We start from the raw sequence: 20,175 nt of genomic DNA on the forward strand, positions 1-20,175 counted from the left end.
AATTTTAATATGGACCGTCAGGAAAGCATATTGCTATAGTCACTGCGGCTTACTTATGTTCATTTCTTTTCGTCTATTTTCAATCTTGCTGCGGCTTTTGTTCTCAAAAAGCGGAATAACAAGGTAGCAGCAATCAAGGACGCCAACATTAAGAAAAGAATCAACAGAATCGGCTGACTGGACAAGTGCCATTTGATCCATGTCCATGGCGGTAAATGTCCTGCGTAATAAGTATCGCCAATTTGCGCACTCACCACTTTTTCACCTTTGATCAGCACCAGATCGCCTTGGAATTTACTACGTGTGTCTGGTTTATTTAAACCATCGGTAATCGACAGTAATTCATTTGCATTTCCCGCTGTCAGGACTACGACACTATGACCCGATGACAAAGGTGATTCAAACTGCATCATGGCACCAAAGGCATTCCCTGTCACCGCCAGCATTTCACCAGCACGACGTTCTATGTCATCCAAATCACGCCCAGCCCATCTTGCCAGTACACGCAAAAATCCTTTTGGTAGCTCAAGACGGTTGCCATTTTCATCCATCGACATTGGCATGTATTTTTGCCATTGTTTCAGTAAAGGTAAATTGCCGTTGGTTGCAATCAGAATAAAATCTTTATCACTATATTTATCGACATCAGTGCCACGTATCATGGTGTTATTCAACACTGGATAACCGGTTGACTCGCCCATGCGCCCCATCATGTTGAAAAATACTTCCATCTCCTGCGCGCTTGGCTTGTCCGGCATCACAATGGCTGTTTGAGATAAATCGGCCATTTTTGTATAAGGAAAACCCGCATTGGCAACGTAAGCAAGATTCGGATATGCCGAATAATGTGGCATGCTGGAAAAATCAATTGTTGAATCAGGATCAATCGCTGAACGTACGTTATCCAGATAGACATCTTTACAGGCACCTTGCTTAGGATAATCGTAGAAAAAATGGAATTGCAGCTGATTTTCGGCACCAATCTGGAAGGTCGGCAGTTGGATATCTTCTTGCGCAAAACGATGTCCGTCCTTGAAGAACAACATGACTGACTCTTTGATCTTCCCCTTCTCCGTCTGACTGCCAGATAATGGCAAGGAACGCACAAACTCGCCATTGATACCGATATTGAGTGTGGATTTGTCTGGATTAGGACGCGGAGTAAAACGGTAACGTAAATCAATTGGCACACCATCGGTCTGCCAGGTGAACAAGTCAGGGGCAACGCGCATGTTAACGCGGATCAGATCAGGTGTCAGGCCGCTGACTTGCAGGTCTGGCATCCGCACTAATTCTCCGAAACGTACGGGGCGTGTGGTTGGCAGCCACTTTGGCGCATCGTAAGGCTTACGAGCATCAACTTCCTTTAAGTCTTTGATCAATGCCGTCTGACCAGAAAAAGCGATTTGTCCCAGTGTCAGTGCCTGAACTGCTTTTTTCAATTCAGCGGCATCACGTCCCATCACCAACAACAATTTAGCTGTTGTACTTTGAGGATTAGGCACGATCATCAACGTTGGGCCATTAATCGCTGGCAATTGCAGACCCGCAGGGGCTTCTGCTGTCGTCGCGAAAACGACCGCATTACCCTTCGGTAAAGTATTTGACGCGATCGGAAAACGGGCACCCCGATATGACGCCAGATGTCCGAACCACGAAGCAACCGAACCTGCATTGCGCAAAATATCCAGCGATGGTGCTTGCGGTAATACAAATGGCAACTCTAGTAATTTAGAGTCACGAACATCAAAAAATGGGGCTGGCAACAACGCCAGATCATTTGGCAAATTAACAGAACTGACCGTAAATTCTATATGTGTCGTATTACTGACTTTGGCCCAGAGGCTGGAATGCGCAGGATCTTCACAATCTCTTGTGTAGTGACCAATCAATTTAAAACTAAGTTGATTAAAATCAGCGAAGTACCGCGGATCAATCGAACTCTCCCCCACGATACCGCTAGCTTTTTCTTTCGGTAATGGAATGACCGTCACCAACTCATTATTCACCAGGATTTTTATATGGGATAAATCTGGCAACAACGCTGGGGAATAGGCAATCCCGTACTTAATCTTTGCCGAAGTGATAATTTCATCGCTACGTATCGTGAAAGGAACTGAGCGCTCACCCTCTACACCGCGTAGTTCGAAATTACTTACGCTACCTAATTGCTTGAGACTGATACTGTAGGTTTTCTGCCCCTGTAACGGTTCAGGTGCAAATCCGGAAGGTACATCCACAGATTGCGTTTTTGCCGGGGTCTCTTGCACATCCTCGCGAACGCGGTGACTCTTGGATTTTGCATCAGCATGATCTGAACCGAACAAACTCAGTCCAAGAAGCAGCGCCAATACCGTTGTCGTTCGTTTCCGATTTAATCTGGCTCTTATTTTTGTCATAAAATTAACTTCATTTGGTATATTAAGATGCGCTGTTTTACTCATGATGTATTGCCTGATACTGGTGCCGAAACGACTGAATCCTCGAATGCTGTGGAAAGTAATTTCTTTTAATCCGTTCAGAGGATGATCCATATCCCTGTCTTCTGACCAGTTCAGCCATACGTCTGCGCGGCCAATCGTACAATTAATCAAATCCATTTCCTGCTGCTGTGACAATGGTAGAAACTGCAAACTTAATAATTTTTCTTTAGAAAAGATAACTTTCGCAGGAAATACGCATTCACCGTTAGTTCCGTATAGCGAAATCATGACAGCATCATCTTTGCTCATCTTGAATCCGGCAGGAACCCGCAGTGACATTCCACCCATAGAAAAATCTTCAGTCTGGCAAACAACTGAATGGCCGTTTGTCAGACGCAAGGTTGCGCCTAGTACAGCTCTGACCCTGTGTGTACGTCGCACCTGTTTTGATTCCGTCGCAACAGCCAAAGTTGCCCCCAGAATCACCAGATTGTAAACAGTCCACAACATATTCAGAATGACCGTATCAAGCTCGTAAGTATTCCACCATATCGCCCTGCCAATCCCAACGAAGAAGCCCAGAATATTCAATCCCAGCATCACCAGATAGGGCTTAGAAATAGTCCAGTCGAAATGTTCTTCCTCAACCAGACCGCCTTTGGCAGTCACGTTAAATTTGCCTAGTTTGGGGTTAATCAATGCCACCAGCGTGGGGCGGAAAATATACCAGGCCAGAGTTGCTTCATAGACTTCAGCCCAGAACGAATGACGATGCGCTCCCTGGATTCGCGAGTTCGTTAAATTGGCATGTAAAAGATGAGGCAAGGAGTAAGCGGCGATTGAGAGCGCGGATGCCTTGATGATATGTACTTCAAAAAATAAATAAGAAATCGGCGCCAGCAAAAACACCATGCGCGGCAAACCATAAAAAAAGTGCAACATCGCATTGCTATAGCACAGACGCTGACCAAATGTCAGCCCTTTACCCAGCAAAGGGTTATCAACCCGGAAAATCTGAGCCATACCGCGCGCCCAGCGTATCCTCTGCCCCACGTGCGCCGACAAACTTTCTGTTGCCAAGCCTGCTGCTTGTGGGAGCGCAAGATAGGCGGTGTTATATCCGCGCCTTTGCATTTTCAAGGCAGTATGCGCATCTTCTGTTACCGTTTCCACGGCAATACCACCAATTTCTTCAAGACACGTACGACGCAAAATTGCACATGATCCACAGAAAAAAGTGGCATTCCATAAATCGTTACCGTCCTGAATCAGGCCATAAAACAGTTCACCCTCGTTCGGTACGTGGCGAAAGGTCTGCAAATTACGTTCAAACGGATCTGGCGACAGAAAATGATGGGGCGTTTGTACCATCGCCAGCTTTGTGTCTACCAAAAACCAGCCCATCGTATATTGTAAAAACGACCGGGTCGGCATGTGGTCGCAATCAAAAATCGCAACAAACTCACCGGAAGTGCGCTTCAGTGCTGCATTAATATTTCCAGCTTTCGCATGGTTATTATCTGCGCGGGTAAAGCACTGCACACCGATTGATTCAGCAAACGTTGCAAATTCAGGACGGCGACCGTCATCCAGAATAATGATATTGAGTTTATCCTTTGGCCAATCGATACCCAGCGCAGCCATAACAGTTGGCTTCACCACGCTCAGATCTTCGTTATAGGTTGGAATAAACAAATCAATCACAGGCCATGTCGACGTGTCTGCTGGCATCATGACTGGCTTACGCCGCAAAGGCCATGCGGTTTGCAGATAGCCAAGCAACAGCACCAGCCACGCATAGACCTCGGCCATAATCAGCACCAACGCAAAAAACATGTCGATGAAATTTTCAGTGCCTATCGTATAGTGAATACGCCAGTAGATATAGCGACTGGTCGCACTTACGGAAAACATCACCATCACCAAAGAAACTAAAGTGCCGGTATAACGCCGTAAATACAGTGCTGTAAAAAAGATAATCGCAGAAAATAACGTTTGCAAAGGCAGATCAAGCGGGATGCTGATACTGGACCAATACAAAAATACCGCAACAATCAGGGCAAAAATACGTGACAGTTTGTGTTCCCAGCCCGACCAGTTAATCATGGCACGTCCAAGATCATTCAGACGACCATATAGATAGCGGGAATTCAGTATGGAACGCATCAGTCAATCAGTCCGAAATTTTTTTGCAGCCAGGCACTTACTTCATTCACATCGTGTGTGGCTGAACAGTGTTGGGCGTAATAGGAAACCGGTGTCTGACATGCCAATGCCTCACTCACAGCCTCATCTCTATGTATTGTTGTTGGAATGAATTTAGAACCTAAACTTGATCTCAGCATGCCATAAACATCACGACTAAGCTGCTTGGCGGCATCCATCTGGTTGAGCACGTAGCAATATCCAAAAAAATCTTTACGCCCATCGCAATAATAGTGAATCAATGATTCTATCGACGGTATCGTTGAATAAGAAGCAGCATCTGGCTTCAATACTACCAGTCCAATATTCGCGAATTTCAAAACTTGCTGTAAATAAAGGCTGGGGCCTGGAGGCGTATCGATCAGAACAATACTGTTTTCCGGCAGTTGAAGACTCAACAGATGCGCTTTCAACCAATCCGGCTGATCTTTAATACCTTGCTCAAATTTGTTTCGTTGCGTCTCATCGACACTACCATAAGGCAAAAAATCAACGCCATAGGCACTTTCATACAACAGATCAGACCAACGGTCCGTCACCGAAAACTGCTGTGCTATGCCGACTGCCTCATCGTGCGCCATACCAAAGTGCAATCGCAATGCATTTTGAGGATCCAGATCCAATACCGTCACGCGCGGCCCAAAACGGGCAAGCGCCGCAGCCAGATTAGCAGTCACCGTAGTTTTACCAACGCCGCCTTTCGGTGAAATTACCGCGACCACTCTCATGGTTTAAAGATTTTTTTGAAAAAAGAGTTAACGCCGGACTCTGCAGGCTTTGCCTGTTCAGTTTTGCCAGCAAGACGATTAAATACGCTGCCGATCGAATGATTTTTACTATCCTCATCCGCCGACGTTACTTCGACAGCCTTAGTACTCACCGGATTAAATTGTTGTCCAGCACCACCTAAAAATCCAGAACCATTGATCGGAGATACACTATCTACACCATGTTTGATCACTGCTGCCGGTGCTGCTGGAATAAATTGTGCTGCCGGTGCCGTCGCCAAAGATGGCGCAGGCTCTACGTTTGCAAAGAGAGACCTTGCTGGTACCGCTGGCGTACTGACCGTTGATGGACGCTCACTAAATAATCCCTGTGCTGGCACTTTTCCATCAGACAAGGGTTTAGCCCCAACTGGTCTGGAAGACATTTCATTCAATGAAAATGCCTGTACCGGTTCGGACTCCGATGCACGCCTCATCGGCGCCGATACCTGATTCAGATTCACTTCCTGACGCTCCGCAAGTGCTCTCTGAGGTGCAACAACATCGTGTTCCTCGACACGCACGGGAATGGGAGATGGATGCAGATGGACGTCGCGCAGCAAAGGCCAGCGCTGTTTGGCTTGTTCACTATCCGTCTGGCGATTGATTTCCTGATAGCCATCCGTAGATTGGCCGAATCTCTGAAAAAGATTTTTAACGTCATCGTCCATGGTATCTAACATCTCTGTTCATTTTTACGCGTTTCTTTTTTCAAACTTAACGACGTGTGAAATAAGACGGCTCTTCTGCTTGCTTTTTCAACTCATAAATAAATAATTGCCCATCCTCTTGTACTCCACCACGTTGCTGCAGACGCAAGGATTTATCCATGCCCAAACCATCAAACCACTGAGCATATATACCTTCGAGTAGAGCGGGAGACCATTCCAGAGCAGCAGAACCAAATGCGACCTTCAGAGGAGATGCATGATGAACAACGATCAGACAATCCGCTTCTTCAATCAGCTGAGCCCAACCCCAGTTCAATGAGGACCATACACGGTTCATACAATCCTCCAGAGACTGTAGGCTACTGCCGTCGTTAACCTGAAAACCGGCAGCCATGGTTCTGCCTAACTGATGCATGAACATGCGTAAATCTTTTACTTCTCCCTTGGAAGCAAATTCCGTAGAAAACGCTGCCAAAAACGCTCTCCATTGAACAGAGCACTGTTGTTCTTCGTAATATTGAGTATTATTTTTCAGCATACCGAACTAAGTCCTTGTATTCACTCTATGGAATATCGAATTTATATACTTGCTTATGTGAAGCAGTAAATGTATCAACTTGTTACGACTTTATCATTCGCCTGCATCATTAGTCCAGCGTAGACAGAAAGACAAAGGTTAACAATTCATAATTCGAAAAAGACCTCATTGATACACATCAAATTTTCGGATTTTTCTTACAAATCCGATGAAAACACCTCTAAAATCAGTTACTTTACAGCAACTTCATTATTTCGCTACTCAACACAACATCACAAAATTACGCCATAACAATACGGATACACATATTATTGCAACGACTCAATATGACATTACTTTAAGTAAAATGGTAAAAAAAACATGTTAATTAACAAAATATAATGATTGATTATTCTCAAAATCTTCAGTGAAGTCCCGCCAATACCCAGTCAATGATTTTTTGTATATGCTCAGATGCCAGATTATCCGGTTCATATAGCACGACAGGTTTTTCAAATGCCAGCGCCTCTTCCACCTGAGGACTCTCCGGTACGATGTAAGGAACCATCCGTTTTCCAAGTCGCTCAGCAAACAATGACGTAACATCCTGCGCCAACTGACGCTGAGATCCTTGATTAACAATGTAGAAAGAACCTACTTGCGAACCAGAGCGATTCCCATACGTGGCAATCAGATCTTCCATTTCCGGCAAAGTGGAATAAGATGCCGCATCTGCCAACACGACCACAAATAAGAAATCTGCCGCATACATCGCCTGTTTCAAGTAAACAGAGGGCCCTGGTGGCGTATCCAGCATCACGATGGTGTTACGTGGCAGGTTTGCAGCTTCCAGCTTTTTCAGCAACCAGTCTTCTTTTTCTTCCAGCACCTGCTCAAAACGCATGCGCTGAACTTCGCCACTTTGTCCGTATGGCACAAAATCAACACCGTAAGGGCTGGTATAAGAAACTCCGGCAAGGCGTGTACGCGAACCGGTCAAATCACTGATACCTTTACTATTCACAGCGTCCATTCCACCAAGATGCCATTGCATGGCATTTTGTGGGTCCAGATCGACGATCAGTACTGGATGCTTCCTTTGTGCAAAACCAACACCAAGATTGGCGGAAATAGTTGTTTTACCCACGCCTCCCTTGGCGGAAACAATCGCGATAACGATCATAAAGCACACTCATAGGAACATGGTTTGACGATGAAAATCAAACTGTACCTCCGACTGTCAAACCTTCAATGCGCAAGCTAGGTTGTCCAACACCAACAGGCAAACTCTGGCCTTCCTTGCCACATACTCCCACGCCCGAATCCAGCCGCAAGTCATTTCCTATCATCGATACATGATTCAGCACTTCCGGACCATTGCCGATCAGCGTTGCGCCTTTGACCGGGTAGCTAATTTTGCCATTCTCAATCATGTAGGCTTCACTCGCAGAAAAAACGAATTTACCATTCGTGATATCGACCTGACCACCACCAAAATTGACCGCATACAACCCATTTTTAACGGATGCCAGAATTTCCGCCGGATCTTTATCACCAGCCAACATGTAGGTATTGGTCATCCGCGGCATAGGCAGATGGGCGAAAGACTCACGTCGTGCATTACCTGTCACTGACGTTTTCATCAGACGGGCATTCATTGTGTCCTGCATATATCCGCGCAAAATGCCATCCTCAATAAGTGTATTACATTGAGTAGCATTACCCTCGTCATCCATATTCAATGATCCGCGACGATGTTGCATGGTGCCGTCATCAACCACTGTCACACCTTTGGCAGCCACCCTCTGTCCAATACGACCAGAAAAAGTACTGGAACCTTTACGATTAAAATCGCCTTCCAGTCCATGCCCGATTGCCTCATGCAACAATACGCCGGGCCAACCAGGCCCAAGCACCACTGTCATTGGGCCGGCAGGCGCTGGGCGAGCATCCAGATTGACCAACGCTGATTTGACAGCTTCATCTGCATATTGCTCCAGCAGCGCATCGCTGAAATAGCTATAGTCATAACGTCCACCGCCACCACTGGAGCCCACCTCACGTCGGCCATTCTGTTCAGCAATGACCGTTAAAGACAGTCTGACCAACGGTCGTATATCTGCAGCAATGACACCATCACTGCGCGCCACCAGAACGACATCATATTCACCGGCAAGACCCGCCATGACCTGAACCACTCGGGGATCTTTTGCTCTGGCAATCTTTTCAACGCGTTCAAGCAGGCTGACTTTTTGATTCGCATCAAGGGAGTGAAGCGGATCATCGCGCAAATACAAGTCTCGGCCATTCAGGCCTTGCAGAGACGATGCCACCTTGATTTTTCCCGCACCCTGACGACCAATGGTACGAGTCGCTTTTGCTGCATCAAATAAGGCTTGTTCAGAAATTTCGTCGGAATATGCAAACGCCGTTTTGTCACCAGAAACTGCTCTGACACCAACCCCTTGGTCAATCGAAAAATGGCCAGTTTTAACAATACCTTCTTCCAGACTCCAGCCTTCATTCCGGGTGAACTGGAAATACAGATCGGCATAATCAACACGGTGGCTGAACATAGAAGCGAGCACTTTGGATAAACGACTTTCATCAAGACCAAAAGGTGTCAATAAAATGTCGCGGGCAATCGCGAGATGGCTGAGAGCCGGATCGTATGGGGTCATAGCAATTAATCGTCAATACAAAAGGGTATAAATGGTTTCATTGTAGATCAGTTGTGCTCATCAACGCAGATGAGTGCAACTGATTTCGGACATAAGGCTACAATTTTCGGTGTTTCAGTGCCGGGAGACTTTCACGCACACTGGCAATCACATCCGGCTCGATTTCACCATCAACAATCCCCTCCCCCTCGGACAACACATTTAAGACTTTCCCCCAAGGATCAATCAACATGCTGTGTCCCCAAGTACGGCGACCATTGATATGCTTTCCGCCTTGCCCACAAGCAAGAACATAACATTGGTTTTCAATGGCACGGGCGCGCAACAATATCTCCCAGTGAGCCTGTCCGGTGGTATAGGTAAAAGCGGCCGGGACAACAATCAATGTGCAAGGCCCCATCGCCCGGAACATTTCGGGAAAGCGCAAGTCATAACAAACCGACAAACCGACTCTGCCAAAATCAGCATCAAAACTGACTACCTGATCACCGGCGGTGATAGTGCGCGCTTCTTCGTAGGACTCATCACCTTTGGTAAAACCAAACAGGTGTATTTTGTCGTAACGAGCAACCTGCTCCCCCTCAGGGTTATACACGAGGCTGGTATTCATTACCTTGCCAGCTTCATTTGACTGCAAAGGCAGTGTCCCGCCAATCACCCATACCTTTAACTGGCGCGCCATTGATGCTAAAAAATCCTGTATCTGCCCGACGTGCTCAGGTTCGGCAATACTTAACTTATCCACATCCTGCCAGCCCATTAAAGGCCAATACTCCGGCAACAGCAATAAACCGGCGCCGTCTGCAGCAGCCTGCCTGAGCAGACGATCAGCAGTGGCAATATTTTCTGCCAACACCGGAGTAGAAATCATTTGTATCGCAGCGACTTTCATTCATTTCCCTTTTTTTGCGCAGATTTAATGGCATTGTTCTGAAGTTCACGATGTTCTATTTTATTCACGATCGGGTCTTTCCAGGGGCCAGTCACCTGGTATTCAAACGTAAATGCTCTGGCTAGAGGTTCGCGCAAAAATAGCTGGGCTAAAAATGTCCCCAGTCCAATCACTGGATTTACCGCCAAACCATAGACAACAGATGCTGTACCTGCGTTCACTTCCGGAATCACGGCGACGTGCAGATTTTGCGATTCACGCACCACATCAGCACTGCCATCAAGTAATACCGTCGCATTCACACCGCGCATCTTGAGATTTTCGGTCATTGCTATTCCCTGATGAATCTGCGCGGTACCGGCAATCGAATCGAATGCAAAACCATCTGAGAACACATCTCTGAAATCCAACGTCAGTCGTCTGGGTAACGATTGCATACTCAGTACCCCCAGCAATTTCGCGGCTCCCGGATCTACTTTCAAAAATTGCCCAGCTGCCAGCTCCATTTGAATTTTCCCTGTCATACTAGAGATATCCAATGCGAACGGTAAGCCATTCCATTTGACGTCGCCTTCGAGTTTGCCACGTCCACCACGTAAGATATCCGGAAAACCCAAGCGTTCCAATAGCTTACCGGCATTACCAACGTCCAGCACATAATCAAGCTGGGTTGTTCCTTGACCAAGCCGGCTAGACCATTTACCACTCCCTCTCAGCTCTGCATCGGCATTTTTCAATAGAATTTTGCTGATTTGCCATTCACGTCCGACAGGTGTCAGCTGATTGCTGGCCAGGAGTTCAACTCGTCCGAGTTTTTTATTCAGCAAATCAAAATTATCGGCGATAAGGTCAATTCCCGGAATCACGGTGGTCGCGTTTTTTCCTTCCAGTAAGTCACTGACTTCTGATGCTGCGGATGACGGTATCGTCAAATGGCTGAGTCTGGCCGAAATATTACCTGCTGTCTGGCCACTACCAGTACTCCAACTCAGGTGGCCAGATGCCTGCGCCGCATCAACATTTGCCTGCCAGTTACCTTTTTGCTGTGACATCCCCAGCACTACATTCTGAAATTGTTTGCCCATCAACTGTAACTCGTTGGCTCGTATCGACAGGCTGGCTGGCGCCATATACGACGACGCATCAAATAATACCGAAGCATTACCGGCATTAGTAGTATTGATGACATTAGCATACGAGCCGGAAGGAACGCTCGCCGCCAGTTGTCTCCAGTCATCGATGTTCAACGTCTTCACATCAAGATTCATGGCCAGACCAGCATCGGCATCGGGCGCTGGCACGTTCACGCCAACACCACCGTGCAATACCTGCCAAGCCCCGTTTTTGTCATTGATTTTTTGCCGGAAATATCGGGCATGGACTGAACTGCCGACATCAATCCGCATCTCGTCGCGCCAGATGTTGGCATCACCCGACACCTGTGGCACTAATTCAAAGCGCAACGGTAAAGCTTCTGCTGATGCTTTGCGTAAAGGTGACGGAAAGTTCAGATTCAACCCAATCAACGAGGACTCAACCATAATTTCTGGCTGGCGTTTTTTGACATAAACGCTGGCATTGTAGCGAGTAGATCCGCTGATACGGTCAAGCACCTTCTCGATCGAGTTAGAAGGAAGTGCTTTGCGCACACCTTCAGCCGTTGCCACGCCATCAAGACGGATGCGGATACTATTATCCTTTTGTGATCCACCACTGATGCTGACGTTGCCGCCCAGCAAATTTCCTTTTAATGTACCGAGATTTACGCCACGTTCATTAAATTCGAGTTTTCCAGTCAAATTGGATACTTGTGGCAAGCCCGTCTGTAATATCACATCATTGTTGGTGAACTGCAGCACGCCCTGCACTTTTGAATCCAGTAAATGACGCAGCGGCAACTGAAGCTTCAACCCCAGATTCGCATTATTGCTGGCCTTGGTTTCCTGTAAAAAATGTCCGAGCCAGTTATCTACCGGGCTCGCGTTCACGTACATCAACATCGTTTGCAAGGTGCCGCTGGCATTGCCGTCAATTTGTAATACCGAACGGGTACTCAATAAATCAGGAATAATCGCTTTCACCTTGTGCAAATCAGCATCCAGCGTTTTAGCACTATCGCCATGAATCTCCATTCTGGCTCTATCAAACACAAAACTACCTTTGATGTCGTTGATGACAGGCCATAGCGGGGCCTTACCGTCATCCGTCAATGCGCCAGCGGTGAAATCCAGTGTGCCGCCAGTCAAATTCCCTTTGACCAGAAATTCACCTTTTTGCGCTGCCTTCCCGTCACTCAGGGAAAAAGGAAAGTGTGCCAGATCGCCTTTGATTCTGACGCTGACATCATCGGCACGACCACCAACAATTGCCTTGGTTAACCAATGACGTAAATCGGGCTCGGCCATGGCAGGAATAAAACGATCAAGCTGCCGCAGATCGAAGCCAGAAATTCTGGCTGATAAATCGACTTCTCCCGGATGTGTTTCTACCGACTGGCGCATGGAAATCACATGCTTACCTGTCACCGATGCTTTCATTCCATCTTGCTGCGCTTCCATTTTCCGGACCTGAAAGCTTAACTTATCGTCAGCTTCGAATGTCCAGTCCGCCTGCATTTGCAGATGACTGAACGGCATCAGCGGATCCACAAAATAACTCGATAAGCGCAAAGACAAATCTTTGGAATCGAGCGTAAAACTACCCCCTTTATCGCTGGCATCAATGCTGCCAGACAAGTTCTCGAAACCCGGGATTGCCGGAACGGCTGCCTTTGCCGGCATCGTTGCGGTTTTCGCCCTGCCCAACTGCGCGGCTTGCTGTTTCATCGACAAGTTGATGAACTGCCCTTTGAGCTTGTAACTGATAATTTCTGGATACGTTCCTTGCCAGGTTGCAGTGAAGTCCCTGAGCTGCCCTTGCGGTGCAAAATCTGTCAGCATCTGCCGCTGATCTTCAGGCAAAGGTAAATGCTCAGCGAAGTTGGCCAGCGTCTGTAAATCAAGTGTACGGGCATAAATTTCGACTTTTTCCGGCTGCCCTTTTTCTCCGGGAATGAATGTCTCTCGTATGGTAGTAGCTGGCAAACGGTTACCATCACGCGCTTGCATCGAGAAATTAGATAATTCAAGAGAGTGTCCTGCGGGACCAAAGAATGCAGGCAGATACTTTTTACCCAGAGGAGATTTTTCACTGGCAATCAGGCGTCCGCTGACAAACGCCATATCGAGCTCTGGCAAATCGCGACGGAACTGGCCACGCACGTCGGCCAGATGTACATCTGCCGTCAGATCGGCAATCCGTCCGGCATCTATCCGCACCCAGGTGCGAACGGAGCCATAGCCTTTCTGCAGTTCCGCCGGGTAATCAATATATTGCTTCAGCGCTGGCAAGTCTGCCTGACGCAAATCGGCGTACAGATCACCTGTCCAGGATGAGACGTCGGATACTTTTTTAGAAAAAACCCGATGCTGAAAGTCGCCCCGGATGTCCAGTACCTGCGCCAAACTGGCTGGTGGTGTCGCCTTGAGCGCAAACTGATGCCGACGCCACTGATTCTTGAGCACAAAGCTCACATCCGGCAGGACGACCTCGTCAGCGTGGCGCCAGTGATCGTTCCAGCGTATGCCGCCCTGATGTATCACAATCTGCCGTTGTGCCAATACCCAGTCAAGGCCAGTCCCATTTCCTTCCTGAGCAGGATCAATAAAAAAACCGCCGATAAACCAGTGTCCATCGGCATCGTGCTGAACATCCAACGAAGGCCGGTAAATATCAATGCGCTCAAACCGCAGATCGGCAAAAAACAGCGTCCACCAGGAAAGTGTCGCTGAGACTTCCGGCAACGCCAGCGCTTGCTGGCCGTTACGGTCACGGATAACAACGTCATTAAGTATCAGTTGCGGATTGAGTCCTTGCCAGGATGCATGCAGCATACCAATATTGATCGTTCTGCCAACAGCCTCGCTGGCCATTTGCTCGACCTGTGATTTGTAGTGAATCACATTCGGCAAGGCGACGTAGCGTAGTGCCAACAACAAAATACAAAAAAGAAAATATAAAATAACAACAATTTTTAGTGCTAGCTTCAGACTTTCTGCACAGGTAGAAAAAGTCAGAGAACAGAAACGTGAAACAAATGATCGTTTGGGGATCACATCATCCCCTGTTTCTGGTGATAAAGGCACTTCTGTCGTCATTGCACTTCATTAACCAAAATAAGCCAGCTAAGAAGTCGAAAAACACGACCAATAAACATATGTCTCAATATACTCCCCTATTTTTTGAAAAACTACGCACTTTCCGCCAGTAACTAAAGCGGGTTAAAAATATACTACCCAGGAGTATTTATTTATTCTGCTCTTTACTTTATTTTTCTTGGTATTGCTCATTCTCTCTATTGCATACTTCAATGCACCACTTCAATGCGCTACATCATGAACAATATCGTCGCGGATGACTTAAAATCAAATCATTGTTTATCTTTTTCAGCCAGGCACATCCGCATATGAGCGATCACTCCACGTCCAGCCCACAAATTCTTCAGGCATCCCGTTTTCTTCATCGCTGGTTACTGGGTGATCCGCTACGTCAGGCGCGACTGGATCAAATATCAGGATTATCCTTGAGCCAGACAATTTTTGCTGAGATTTTACAAAAAGACATAGCTGCTGGTGCCAGTCTTAACAAAGCCATGCGGCAATTGCGTAATCTTGTCATCTGCACACTAATTTCACGTGATCTGCGGGGACAGGCAGATATGCATGAAGTCGTCACGACCATCAGTGAATTTGCAGATTTCGTTGTCCAGCAACACCTGGCTGCACTGAACCTAGAAATGCAGGCCTTATACGGCATACCGATCGGGCAAGATAGTGGAACAGAACAGGCAATGATCGTTCTGGGAATGGGAAAACTTGGTGGCTACGAGTTAAATGTGTCGTCCGATATTGATCTGATTTTTTGTTACGCTGAAGACGGTGACACCCAGACCAGCGAAAGCAGTCAGCGCGGCCTGTCGAATCATGAATACTTCAGCCGACTGGGGAAAAAATTGATTGCCGCCATTTCTGAGGTGACGGAGGACGGCTTTAGCTTTCGCGTTGATATGGCTTTGCGTCCCAATGGTGCCTCTGGCCCCCTGGTTGCCAGTTTCGGCATGATTGAAGAGTATTTCCTGATTCAAGGTCGTGAATGGGAGCGCTATGCCTGGGTCAAAGCACGCGCAATGACAGGAAAAGCCGACGATATTGAGACTCTTGAGAAAATCATTACTCCTTTTGTCTACCGGCGCTATCTGGATTATGGTTCGATTGACTCGCTTCGCTCCATGCATGCACAAATCCGTGCCGAAGTCGTCCGGCAAGAAACCAAGCATCCGGAACGCAGCAATAATGTCAAACTAGGACGCGGCGGCATACGCGAAGTAGAGTTTCTGGCACAGGTATTTCAATTGATTCGTGGTGGACGCGACCTTAGTCTGCGTGACCGCTCTACACGTAACACACTCAATACACTGGCGGATAAAGGTATATTGGAACACGCGACCGTCACTAAACTATTAGATTCCTACGCGTTTTTGCGCAATGTGGAGCACAGGCTACAGTATCTTGACGACGCCCAGACACATACTTTCCCAGCCAGACAAGAAGATCAGCTCCTGATTGCACAAATGATGAACTGCGCCAGCGTTGATGAGCTATTACAGCAGCTGACCCATCACCGGCAATTCGTTGCTGAACAATTTGACGCGATCTTCAAAGAAAAAGCCAATGATGCTGGCGACAACAGCAAAGATACTCTGGAAGCAAGTTTATCCTGCAACGATCAGGATGAATTAATGAAAGCCCATCTGATATCAATCGGATTCGCTGACGTCAGCGGTGCCGCTCAGCGCCTGCTGGCCACCTGGCAATCAGCAAGGATTCAGTCGCTGTCCGAAGCAAGCCGCAAAAAAATGCTAACACTGGTAAACAATGCACTTGGCCTGATTGCGCGTCAGGGCGGTAACCAGCTCAGAACATTGAATTTGTTGCTGGATTTCCTGGAAGCGATCGTGCGTCGTTCTGCTTATTTGTCCTTGCTGATCGAATACCCCCATGCGCTCGCGCGGGTAGTACGAATGATGGAAGCCAGCGACTGGGCTGCCAAATTTCTCACCCGGCACCCTATTCTGCTTGACGAGTTGCTGGACGAGTCCTCATTGCATCGGCGTCCGGACTGGGCAGAAGCGCGGGCAGACCTGCAGGCGCAGTTAGCTCAGCATCAGGGCGATACTGAACGTCAGATGGAAACCCTGCGCGAATTTCATCATGCATTGCAGTTCCGGCTGCTGGCACAGGATCTGGAAGGTCAACTGAGCGTTGAGCATCTGGCGGACGAGTTATCACAACTGGCAGATCTGATGGTCGCAGCTACCATACAGGCAGTCTGGGAAACAATCGCCAGTCGTCATCGGCCCGAGCCGAGCTTTGCCGTCATTGCCTACGGAAAACTGGGCGGCAAAGAACTAGGCTACGCCTCCGATCTGGATGTGATTTTCCTGTATGACGATGAGGATCAGGAAGCACCTGCCAATTATGCCAAACTGGCGCAGCGCTTTATCACCTGGATGACCAGCCATACTCCGGCGGGAATTTTGTTTGACATCGATATTGCCTTGCGCCCCGATGGTGCGAGTGGGTTATTGGTTTCGTCCGTACCATCCTTCGCTCGTTATCAAGAAAAATCCGCTTGGTTATGGGAACATCAGGCGCTGACGCGAGCCCGTTTCTGTGCCGGAAATCCGACTATAGGGCAGAAGTTTGAAGCGATACGCGAAGAAATGTTACGCAAACCGCGTGATACCGATGCGCTTTGCAACGAAGTGGTCAGTATGCGTAAAAAAATGCATGATGCACACGTCAATCGCAGTGCGCTGTTTGATCTCAAACACGATGCTGGCGGCATGATTGATATTGAGTTTATAGTGCAGTATCTGGTGCTGAAACACGCACATCTGCATCCTCAGCTCACTGCCAACATCGGCAATATCGCGCTATTAAAACTTTGTGGAGAACTCGGATTGATTGATGCAGAACTAGCGCAACAAACCGCGATTGCCTATCGCCGCTTCCGCAAACTACAACACAACATCCGCCTGCACGGTGAAGACCGCGCCAGAGTAGAGGCAGATAGTGTAGCGAAAGAGTCTGATTTCACTAAGCGCTTATGGGCAAGTCTGTTCTCCAGGCAGGCATAGAGTCATCGACTGACGTAGACGACATCCCCCAAAATCACAAAGCCGGCCAAGTATATACTTGAGCCGGCTTTGTTATGCATGACAAGCAATGAACACGCTCACTCACGCGGATTGAATCTCATGGTCAAACCTGAGGTTTCACACTTTCCAGCCACTTCTTGATTCGTCCGGCATCTGCCAATCGGGAGTATTTCCCTTTGGAGTCCAGAAACACCATCACAATGGCACGCCCTTCTATCATTGCCTGCATTACCAGACATCGTCCCGCCTCGGCGATATAACCGGTTTTCTGCAAGCCAATTTCCCATGAAGGGTTTGCTACCAACTTATTGGAAGTACCGTATTCCAAAGGACGGCTACCTGCAGGTGCTACAACATATTTGGAATCTGTTGAATACTGACGAATGACAGGATGCTGATAGGCTGCATTGACTAAGCGAACAAGGTCTCTGGCGCTGGCACGGTTCTGACTGGATAAACCACTGGAATCAACATAGTGCGTTTCTGTCATGCCTAATTGTCTGGCCTTGGCATTCATTGCATTCACAAATGCGGGCAAACCACCTGGGTAATTACGACCCAATGCGGATGCAGCACGGTTTTCTGAACTCATCAACGCAATATGCAACATATCTGCACGAGAGAGCTTGGAACCGATTTTCAGACGTGAACCCGTTCCTTTTTCTTTATCGATGTCATCATTGGTGACTTCGATGGTTTCCTCCATGTCCTGCTGCGCCTCGACCACCACCAGACTGGTCATCAGTTTAGTGATAGATGCAATCGGCAAAGAGACATTCGAATTTTTCTCAAATAAAACTTTAGAACTAGTCTGATCTACAACATAGGCGACGTTGGATTTAAGATCCAGCGGATCCTGCGTATGCTGTAAGCCAGCAATATCTCCCATACTTTGCTTTTCCACAACATCATGGACAACTGCGACACGCTCGGTAATCACTTTGCGCTTGCCATGAACCAGTATGGATCGTTTGATCAGTTTGCTTGAAGATGCGTTAGCGGCAACTTTTTTATGGATGATATGTTTTTTTGCTGTGTGATGCTTATGTGCAGCAGATGCTGCCATTGCACCAGTTGCAGGCAACATCGCTGCAATAGAAATGATTAATGCTTGACGGGCAAATTTCACCATCAATGACTCCCTGAAAAATATGCCGAAAAAAATTTTATGCAGTGTAGCAAAATCAGATAATTCCGCAAAGTAATTAATAACTTAGCGCAATGTAGTGAAGTACTTACTGAATAACACTACTCTCAATTCCTTTCGGCAACAAGCACGAATCAATCAATATGCATGATTGATTCGTGCAGGATCAGGAATACATCATCAGAAGCTGAATTTATTCAACAAATTGAACAAATTCATCAACGCTTGCACGATCCGTCAGCAAGGTATTCTCGATTTTTGAGGTATCTGCATAACCAAGTGACATGCCGCAGACCAACATTTCGTTACCCGGCAAGGACAGCACTTCTGAGATCAATTGATGATATTGAGTAAATGCTGCCTGCGGACAAGTATCCAAACCCCGGGCGCGCGCAGCCAGCATGACATTTTGCAAAAACATGCCGTAATCGAGCCAGGAACCTTGTTCCATCACGCGATCAATAGTAAAGATCAAACCAACTGGCGCATCAAAAAATGCGTAATTACGACCATGTTGGGCATGCATGCCTTGTTTATTCTCACGCCCCAATCCCAGCAAGCTGTATAAATCCCAACCGACCTTACGACGACGCTCCAGATATGGTGCAATCCATTTCACTGGATAATAGTTGTATTCTTCCTGGTGCGATTTCGCTAGGTCTGCATCGTTGTGCGCAGTCAAAATGCAGTTTGATAATTGCTTTAACTTATCACCGGTTACAACATACACTTTCCACGGCTGCGTATTGCTACCAGATGGCGCACGTGCAGCCACTTCAAGCAATGCGCGGATATCCTCATGACCGACGGCAGTCGGTAAAAATGCCCGTATAGATCGGCGAGATGTAATGACTTGATCAACTAATTGTTGCGTATTGGAAATAATCATGATGAAGGACTTTGTATAGTTTGCAATAAAGCACGCATGTTGTCAGGGATAGGTGTTGGTCGGCGATGAACACGGTCAACATACACGTGCACAAAATGTCCCTGCGCCGATGCTGATGTCGCATCATTTTTGAAAATGCCAACTTCATACCGCACACTGGAGTTACCCAGTTTTGTTACGCTCACACCAGCTGTTACCATATCTGGGAAAGCCACTGAATCAAGATAATTGCATTGTGTTTCAATCACCAAGCCAATCACCGGACTGTTCTCTATATCGAGTACGCCGTGACTAATCAGAAACTGGTTCACGACAGTATCAAACCAGCTGTAATACACCACATTATTGACATGACCATAGGCGTCGTTGTCCATCCAGCGTGTACTGATATTCAAAAAATGGCGAAAATCACTTCTTTGTTTAGCTTCCAATCCCATTCTGTCTCCACTTTTACATATGTTTGATGAGTTTATCTTCCTGCCCTGAAAGTCTAGCATAAGCGCTTATGTTCATTCGCCGGTCATAATCCAGATGGATAATCCTTGCCAAGGAATTTATCTTTTTAACATTTACATTCCTTATGGCAACATTGATGGTATTCATTTGTATGTTGCAAAAAACAGATATTGCGCTGCAAAAAAATATTCTTGACTTCATCATTTTGATGAATAAAATATAAATTATTGCAATGCACAATAAATACTGCCCATGTTGTACATTGCAAC

General features: G+C 47.1%; 12 protein-coding genes. 1 reads left to right on the forward strand and 11 read right to left on the reverse strand.

The genetic code is table 11. The features are described 5' to 3' along the window. Positions 1 to 59: 59 nt before the first annotated feature. The 8 genes from bcsA to ACO0LB_RS08620 all read right to left on the reverse strand — a co-directional run bounded on the left by bcsA (position 60) and on the right by ACO0LB_RS08620 (position 14,352). Positions 60 to 4,589, reverse strand: coding sequence for a UDP-forming cellulose synthase catalytic subunit (gene bcsA / locus ACO0LB_RS08585; protein ID WP_423048471.1), 4,530 nt, complete (start codon positions 4,587 to 4,589; stop codon positions 60 to 62). Continuing rightward, entirely contained in the window at positions 4,589 to 5,356 is a 768-nt protein-coding gene (gene bcsQ, locus ACO0LB_RS08590; RefSeq protein ID WP_423048473.1) for a cellulose biosynthesis protein BcsQ, read from the reverse strand. The genes bcsA and bcsQ (ACO0LB_RS08590) overlap by 1 nt, the downstream gene beginning before the upstream one ends. Beyond that, positions 5,353 to 6,078, reverse strand: a complete 726-nt coding sequence (gene bcsP, locus ACO0LB_RS08595) for a cellulose biosynthesis protein BcsP (protein WP_423048475.1) — start codon at positions 6,076 to 6,078, stop codon at positions 5,353 to 5,355. The genes bcsQ (ACO0LB_RS08590) and bcsP overlap by 4 nt, the downstream gene beginning before the upstream one ends. A 34-nt stretch (positions 6,079 to 6,112) precedes the next feature. Next, positions 6,113 to 6,541: a cellulose biosynthesis protein BcsD gene (gene bcsD / locus ACO0LB_RS08600; RefSeq protein WP_423048477.1), complete on the reverse strand. Its 429-nt coding sequence runs from the start codon at positions 6,539 to 6,541 to the stop codon at positions 6,113 to 6,115. 466 nt (positions 6,542 to 7,007) lie between these two features. After that, positions 7,008 to 7,766 carry a cellulose biosynthesis protein BcsQ gene (gene bcsQ / locus ACO0LB_RS08605; RefSeq protein WP_423048479.1) on the reverse strand — a complete coding sequence of 253 codons (759 nt, stop codon included), beginning with the start codon at positions 7,764 to 7,766 and terminating at the stop codon, positions 7,008 to 7,010. 37 nt (positions 7,767 to 7,803) lie between these two features. After that, positions 7,804 to 9,264, reverse strand: a complete 1,461-nt coding sequence (gene tldD, locus ACO0LB_RS08610) for a metalloprotease TldD (protein ID WP_423048481.1) — start codon at positions 9,262 to 9,264, stop codon at positions 7,804 to 7,806. A 97-nt stretch (positions 9,265 to 9,361) separates the two neighbouring features. Beyond that, positions 9,362 to 10,156, reverse strand: a complete 795-nt coding sequence (locus tag ACO0LB_RS08615; protein WP_423048483.1) for a carbon-nitrogen hydrolase family protein — start codon at positions 10,154 to 10,156, stop codon at positions 9,362 to 9,364. Continuing rightward, entirely contained in the window at positions 10,153 to 14,352 is a 4,200-nt protein-coding gene (locus ACO0LB_RS08620; protein WP_423048485.1) for a YhdP family protein, read from the reverse strand. The genes ACO0LB_RS08615 and ACO0LB_RS08620 overlap by 4 nt, the downstream gene beginning before the upstream one ends. Positions 14,353 to 14,660: 308 nt before the next feature. Between ACO0LB_RS08620 and glnE the strand changes: the two genes are divergently transcribed. Continuing rightward, positions 14,661 to 17,393: a bifunctional [glutamate--ammonia ligase]-adenylyl-L-tyrosine phosphorylase/[glutamate--ammonia-ligase] adenylyltransferase gene (glnE, locus tag ACO0LB_RS08625; RefSeq protein WP_423048487.1), complete on the forward strand. Its 2,733-nt coding sequence runs from the start codon at positions 14,661 to 14,663 to the stop codon at positions 17,391 to 17,393. Positions 17,394 to 17,517: 124 nt separating this feature from the next. Here glnE and pbpG read toward each other — a convergent pair whose 3' ends face one another. From pbpG to ACO0LB_RS08640, 3 genes are all read right to left on the reverse strand, one after another. After that, positions 17,518 to 18,546, reverse strand: coding sequence for a D-alanyl-D-alanine endopeptidase (pbpG, locus tag ACO0LB_RS08630; RefSeq protein WP_423048489.1), 1,029 nt, complete (start codon positions 18,544 to 18,546; stop codon positions 17,518 to 17,520). A gap of 208 nt (positions 18,547 to 18,754) precedes the next feature. Continuing rightward, the gene (locus ACO0LB_RS08635) at positions 18,755 to 19,450 is read right to left on the reverse strand and encodes a nitroreductase (protein WP_423048491.1); all 696 of its coding nucleotides are present in this window, start codon (positions 19,448 to 19,450) and stop codon (positions 18,755 to 18,757) included. Then, positions 19,447 to 19,887 (reverse strand): acyl-CoA thioesterase, encoded by a 441-nt coding sequence (locus ACO0LB_RS08640; RefSeq protein WP_423048493.1) that lies wholly within the window; start codon positions 19,885 to 19,887, stop codon positions 19,447 to 19,449. The genes ACO0LB_RS08635 and ACO0LB_RS08640 overlap by 4 nt, the downstream gene beginning before the upstream one ends. Between the last annotated feature and the right edge of the window lie 288 nt (positions 19,888 to 20,175).

The organism is Undibacterium sp. SXout7W (assembly GCF_049339385.1).
Lineage (GTDB): Bacteria > Pseudomonadota > Gammaproteobacteria > Burkholderiales > Burkholderiaceae_D > Undibacterium.